This is a genomic window from Wolbachia endosymbiont of Drosophila leontia (genome assembly GCF_028981785.1).
GTDB lineage: Bacteria > Pseudomonadota > Alphaproteobacteria > Rickettsiales > Anaplasmataceae > Wolbachia > Wolbachia pipientis.
In genome coordinates this window covers 1-6,651 of the sequence record NZ_JAPQLK010000182.1, presented here as the reverse complement: position 1 = coordinate 6,651, position 6,651 = coordinate 1, and the positions used below count along the sequence as shown (strand labels likewise).

The following is a 6,651-nucleotide window of genomic DNA, read 5'->3' as shown; positions in this document are numbered from 1 at the left end:
CCAGCTTGCAAATGATTGTCCTTTCCTTCATTTCTCTCCTATTACGAAGATTTTAAACAGGTTCTTAGGTATGAAATTTAAAACTTTCTTAAAAAAGGAACTATCATAGTAACCATACAAATATCTTGTATCTCAAGACCTTTGGTTTTTGTTGCTGAAAATGGTTGTATTATTTAAGTTATTAACAATATACAACACTAAGTTAATGTAATTTATTTGGAGATGACAGGAAAATTTATTGTAACTTTATATTCTAAATAGAATAAAGTTCTTTTGTTAGTGTTGTCCTTTTTGTAAAAAATATTCCTAATTTCTTCATCATTTCTGTGGGTAAGGTCATCTGCTTCTCTACCTCAAGTGGTTAACAAAGTTTCTTGTCACGAGGGACCAAATGGAAATCTGCTCGTTTTCACGCGAATTAATGTTACAAATTCTATACATTTCGTTACAAAATGGCATTCGCTTTCTCCATTATCCTTTACCTGCATTTTCATCAGCGTTCCTTGCGGTTTGCTTGCCATATAGGCGGAAATACAGGCTTACCCTGTTCCTTCTGTCATACAACAGTGGGTTAGGTGACTTCTCTATACCGGTGATTTGCGTACATCCAGAAATGAAAAATGTCACATTACCTTTTGGTCGGAGCTTATCAGCATCTTTAGCTCTTTAATCGTTACGATACTTATGAAGCTTCACTTACGTTCACCATACCACTAAGCCTAGCTCTCCAACCACACGATGCTTGTAGTTTATGCTCCTTTCACGATTGAGCATCTTCTTTTTCAAGAGGAGGTTCATTGTCCGCATCGCTTGGCACCAATCGGTTACCCGATTCGCACTGATGCGTAGACTCAGATGGCAAAACATCTGGTTTAATAAGTTTTAGAACTCTTTTAGTTTCTTTCTGAAGGAATTCCTCTCCTTTTAAACAATATGACCGAAGACTTTCAGGTCGCACCATTTCAATAATTAGCTGGGTTCCAGCAGAATCAGTACAGAAAACATCAACAATACTTTGTTTTTTAGAGGCAATCTCAGCATCCATGATAGTGCTGAGAAATTCTATTTCTTCTATTTCATCTTTGCCAGCGAAGCCCAATATATCATTGAGAAAGTGAATGAGAATATCTTTATTTTTCTCAGTGCCAAATATTCTCTTGAACGCGAAATTGTTTTTTGGATCGAGAAATTTCGAAAAGGCCATAATTAAATACAATTAGGAGACGAATAATTATACACTATTTTTCGCAAATGTTCAACCTCTGATTACTCCTTATTCTTTGCCCTTCCTGCACGCTTACGTTCATTTGGATCAAGGAATTTCTTGCGTAAACGTATAGATTTTGGAGTTACTTCCACCAATTCATCATCATCTATATACGCTATCATATCCTCCAGTGTCATTATCTTTGGTGGAGTGAGCTTTATAGCTTCATCACTACCTGAAGCTCTTACGTTTGTTAATTGCTTACCCTTTAACACATTTATCTCCAAATCATTGTCACGGCTATGCTGGCCGACAACCATGCCACAATATACCTTATCCTGTGGTTTAATAAACATAATTCCCCTGTCTTGCAAATTGAAAATTGCATATGCCACAGCCTCACCCTTATCTGTAGAAATTAAAACTCCATTGCGCCTTCCAGAAATTGGACCTCTATGTGGAGCATAACTGTGAAATAAACGGTTAATTATGCCTGTGCCACGAGAATCAGTTAAAAACTCTCCTTGATAACCGATTAATCCTCTTGATGGCACTAAAAACGTTAATCTTGTCCTGCCATTACCAGAAGGTCTCATGTCAGTTACTTCACCTTTACGGAAGCTGAGTTTTTCCATGATGATTCCACTATATTCATCATCTACATCAATTACTACTTCCTCTATAGGTTCAAGTTTTTTGCCATCTTCTTCCTTAAATAGCACTCGAGGGCGTGATACCGAAAGCTCAAAACCTTCTCTCCTCATATTTTCAATTAACACCCCAAGCTGTAGCTCACCACGTCCACCTACTTCAAACGCTTCACCGCTTGGTGCTAAAGTCACAGTAATTGCAACATTTGTTTCTGCCTCCGCGTATAAGCGATCCTTTATGGCAGTTGAGGTAAGCTTTGTACCTTCTTGCCCAGCAAAAGGTGAATCATTAACACTCAGAGTAATCGCCATTGTCGGCGGATCAACTGGAGTTGAGCTTACTGCAGTTGTAACCTCTGGTGCTGCTATAGTGTCTGAAACTGAAGCTTCCTCAAGCCCTGCAATTGCAATTATGTCTCCTGCCACAGCTTGTTCTACTGGAATGCGTTTCAAGCCAGAAAATGAGAGCAACTTAGTTAATCTTCCTCGTTCAATTACTTTGCCATCGAGGTCAAGCACCTTAAGATCTGAATTGACTTTTGCAATGCCCTGATAAACCTTTCCTGTCAATATTCTGCCAAGAAACTTATCAGACTCAAGTAGAGTGACCAACATAGCAAAAGGTGCATTTTGATTATAAACAGAAGGTTTTATATAATCTATAACCGTTGAAAATAATGGGCTTAAATCTTTTCTTTCATCAGAAAGCTCCTTAGCACACCAGCCATTTCTACCTGAAGCATACAACACTGGAAAATCTAGCTGCTCGTTGGTTGCATCAAGGTTAAAAAATAACTCATATATTTCATTTAATACTTCATCAATTCTGCTGTCTGGTCGATCGACCTTATTGATTATCACAATTGGCTTCAAATTTGCTTTTAGTGCTTTTGAGAGCACAAATTTTGTTTGTGGCATGGGACCTTCTGCAGCATCAACCAGCAGCAACACGCCGTCTGCCATGCACAATACCCTTTCTACTTCTCCACCAAAGTCTGCGTGCCCTGGCGTATCAATAATATTGATTTTTTCATCACCCCACATTATTGATGTGCATTTTGCAAGTATTGTAATCCCGCGCTCACGTTCTTGGTCGCCACTATCCATCACTCGTTCTTGAACTTCTTGATTCTCGCGGAATGTGCCACTTTGTTTTAACATGTTATCAAGTAAAGTAGTTTTACCGTGGTCAACGTGTGCGATTATTGCTATATTTCGGATCGATTTAAATTCGTTCATTTTCTATCATTTCAAAATTAATTTAGTAATAAGTATACATAAAATACACTTGGAGTAAATAACTAAAGCTGTGTATAAATGCTGTGTTTCCAAGATATTATAGGATTACTTCGTTAAATATTCCCTACTCCCAGGTTTTGTTATGGGTAGTTGTTTTAATTCACTTGGAAGTTCTTCCTCGCTGTAGTTTTTGATGTTCAGTTCAATCAAAGATATGACAGGAAAAGGCAGTTTCGTTTCACTATTTCTCTTTATCAAAGAAGCTTCAGCAACAACTTTACCTCCTTCCCCTTCTGCACATTCCACTGCTTCAAGTGAAGATTTACCTGTGGTTATTACATCTTCAATGAGCAATATTTTCTCACCCTTTTTGATCTTAAATCCACGGCGTAATTCAAACTTACCATTAACGCGCTCGCAAAACATTGTCTTTATTCCAAGCTGCCTGCCAATCTCATAACCCACAATTATTCCACCAATTGCAGGAGATAATATTAAATCTATGGAGCTATTTAATTCTTTTTTTATTTTATCTGCTAATAATGCGCAAACTTTCATGGCTCTGCTTGGATTTTCAAAAATCTTCGCACACTGTATGTATGTGTCACTATGCAGCCCGGATGATAAAACAAAATGCCCATGCAAAATTGCTTCTGCTTCTTTAAATTCTTTTATTATTAGGTTATTTTCGTCTAATATCATTTTTTAAGTTTCACTATTACATTCTTTATTAATTATCTGAGTGATACAAACATCAGACCACACATTTATTGCAGTTTCAAACATATCGATGATTGTATAAATAGGCAAAATCAGTCCCATAATATGCAGAGGAACATTCATTGACATGAGATAACTGGTTGCCATAAAATAGCACCCCATCGGCACTCCAGCGTTACCAATTGCAGCCCCTGTAGCTAAAAAAATCCATATCAACATTTCGCTTAAGGAAAATACGTATCCGTTCATTTCTGCAACAAACATTACAGCGATTAGTATAAATGCAGCACATGCATTCATGTTAATTGTTGTGCATATTGGTAAAATAAAAGACGATAATTTCTTTGGCACCTTTAGCTTGTTCTGCACACATTCTATAGTTGTTGGCAATGTTGCACTGGATGATTTAGAAAAAAACGCAAGTGTGAGTGCTGGCATAACCCCTTTCAGCGTTTGAATTGGTGATATGCCTTTATACCACATAAATAGCGGTAAAATCAGAAATGCCTGCACAAAATTTGCAGACATTATGCAAACAAAATACCATAAAAGATTGTAGAACTCACTACCGCCTTTTAATTCATGCAAAAAACAAGTAATAAAAGACCAAACAGCAAGCGGAATAAATTTTAATAACCCTTGAGCAATTTTAAGTAGCGTATCAAAAAGTGCAGAGAATACTTGATATAATATATCCTGCTTTTCTTTTGAAAGTGAAACAATAGCTCCGCCCATCAAAAAAGCGATTAATATGCTACCAATCATATTATTTTCAAGAAAAACTTGCACAAAATTAGAAGGAATGAGTGATTTTAAATATGAAAAATAACTGTGGTTATTGCTGTTAATACTCCCTATTGTATTACTTATGAAATTTTTTCTTGCTGGATCTATTAACAAATAAAACGATAATGCAACAAACGCAGCTATAATAGTTGTAAGCAGAGTATAAAATAGTGTTTTCTTAACTAAGACTTTGATTTCAATTGAGTCTTTGAGCCCGGAAATTGTGGAAACTATGGATAAAAAAACCAGAGGTAAGCTTATTAATTTGAGCAAGCTGATAAAGATATCACTAAATAGCTTTGCTATTTCAAATATGATTTCATTGTTTAGGTAGTAAGCAACTATTGCAAGCAGTATAGAAAAAAGTATTGCAAACTTGTGCATTGAAAATAAAACTTCAAAGTAACATTATACAATAATTTTGCTGTTTTGGAATCAGATTGATAGACAAAATAACTTTACAGATTAGGGAAAGATAAGAGGATGTGTTTATTCGGAGACAGTGTAAGATTTCTTAATTTAAATTTAGGTGCACTTAGCCCATTCTGGTGATAACAAATTGGAATAGATAAGATATGATAACTAACTCTTCTGCGAGTATATAGTTTTGCCGGACACAACAGTACGTACTACGTGTCCTTTTACTTTGCGACCATCGAAAGGAGAATTCTTTGATTTACTAGCAAAGTTGTCAGTTTTAATTTCCCATTCATGATTGAGGTCAACTAAAATTAAGTCTGCAGCAAGGTTTTTTTGTATACGACCACGTGGTATGTGTATTATATCTGCAGGCTTATATGTCAATTTTGCAAGCACATCAAGTAGACCCATTTGCCCACTGTGATAGAGTTCAAGTGAAAGGGGCAGCATTGTTTCAAGACCAACAATACCAAATGCAGCATTTTCAAGTGGTAGATCTTTAGAACTACGATCATGCGGAGCGTGATCAGTTGCAATGCAATCAATCACACCTGTCTTTAAACCTTCAACCATAGCTAAACGATCTTCTTCAGTGCGAAGCGGCGGATTCATTTTTGCAATTGCTCCATGTTGTTTTACTATATCTTCAGTCAAAGTGAGGTGATGAGGGGTTACTTCGCACGTAACATTTAATCCCAAATCTTTTGCACGTTTAATAGCATCAAGTGAATCTTTTGAAGAGACATGTAGAATATGGTAGTGCACATTTTCCATATCCTTCATTAGCAGTATATCACGATTTACCATAACCGATTCTGACGCACTCAAGATCCCCTTTACTCCCAATTCTTCAGAAATTTTACCTTCGTTGATTGCGCCACCAGCAGATAAATTTAAATCTTCTGCATGTTGAGCAATAGGAACATTCAGCATACTTGAATAAAGCAGCGCCTGTCTCATAATCATCGGGTTCATAACTGGCATGCCATCATCGGTGAACCCAACCGCACCTGCTTCCTTTAAAAGTGCCATTTCAGTCAGGTGTTCTTCCGAAGTGGTGATTTTAGCGTAAAATTCAACGTTTACATGTGAAGTTTCAAGTGCTCTATATTTCAAATATTTAGCCAAAATAACGCTATCAATTGCTGGAACAGTGTTTGGCTGACAAACTACAGTTGTAACTCCCCCCGCAGCTGCAGATTTGCTGCCTGTATATATAGTTTCTTTATGTTCCTGGCCTGGTTCACGAAAATGTACGTGAATGTCAATAAGGCCTGGCATTAGAACAAGCCCTTTACAGTCTATTGTTTTATCAACTCCACTTGTTGAAAATAATGATTCACCAAAGTCAACAATTTTATCCCCTTCAGTCAATAATGAACCTTTTATATCAAGTTTAGTTTCCGGGTCGATAATACGAGCATTGGTATACGCAATTTTATAGCCTTCCTTTTGCCCTGTTTGCAACAAATCCCAAGTTTGAGTCATTATATTTGAGTATCGATTATAAAATAAATTTAAAGTTTTTTTAATAAAACACAACCAAATTAAAACACAGACTAAGAACCTGTTTAAAATCTTCGTAATAGGAGAGAAATGAAGGAAAGGACAATCATTTGCAAGCTGGTG

At 36.5% G+C, this 6,651-nt stretch carries 4 protein-coding genes and 1 pseudogene; all 5 read right to left on the bottom strand.

The window, feature by feature from the left end; all coding sequences use genetic code 11:
• Positions 1-958: 958 nt before the first annotated feature.
• A pseudogene (locus OZD63_RS06100) lies at positions 959-1,204 on the bottom strand (PD-(D/E)XK nuclease family transposase); the annotation flags it as partial.
• A gap of 62 nt (positions 1,205-1,266) precedes the next feature.
• Complete coding sequence (gene typA / locus OZD63_RS06030; RefSeq protein ID WP_065094924.1) at positions 1,267-3,096, bottom strand: translational GTPase TypA; 1,830 nt, start codon at positions 3,094-3,096, stop codon at positions 1,267-1,269.
• A gap of 105 nt (positions 3,097-3,201) precedes the next feature.
• On the bottom strand, positions 3,202-3,798 hold the full coding sequence (pyrE, locus tag OZD63_RS06025; RefSeq protein ID WP_006279657.1) for an orotate phosphoribosyltransferase: 597 nt from the start codon (positions 3,796-3,798) through the stop codon (positions 3,202-3,204).
• A gap of 3 nt (positions 3,799-3,801) precedes the next feature.
• On the bottom strand, positions 3,802-4,986 hold the full coding sequence (locus OZD63_RS06020) for a dicarboxylate/amino acid:cation symporter (protein ID WP_274979652.1): 1,185 nt from the start codon (positions 4,984-4,986) through the stop codon (positions 3,802-3,804).
• Positions 4,987-5,184: 198 nt separating this feature from the next.
• A complete protein-coding gene (locus OZD63_RS06015; protein WP_274979654.1) occupies positions 5,185-6,510 on the bottom strand; it encodes a dihydroorotase in 1,326 nt (441 codons plus the stop codon).
• Between the last annotated feature and the right edge of the window lie 141 nt (positions 6,511-6,651).

Bases quoted from the DNA above. Each gene is read 5' to 3' on its own strand.
- OZD63_RS06020 (WP_274979652.1), bottom strand. From the start codon at position 4,986: ATGCACAAGTTTGCAATACTTTTTTCTATACTGCTTGCAATAGTTGCT.
- pyrE (WP_006279657.1), bottom strand. From the start codon at position 3,798: ATGATATTAGACGAAAATAACCTAATAATAAAAGAATTTAAAGAAGCA.
- OZD63_RS06015 (WP_274979654.1), bottom strand. From the start codon at position 6,510: ATGACTCAAACTTGGGATTTGTTGCAAACAGGGCAAAAGGAAGGCTAT.
- typA (WP_065094924.1), bottom strand. From the start codon at position 3,096: ATGAACGAATTTAAATCGATCCGAAATATAGCAATAATCGCACACGTT.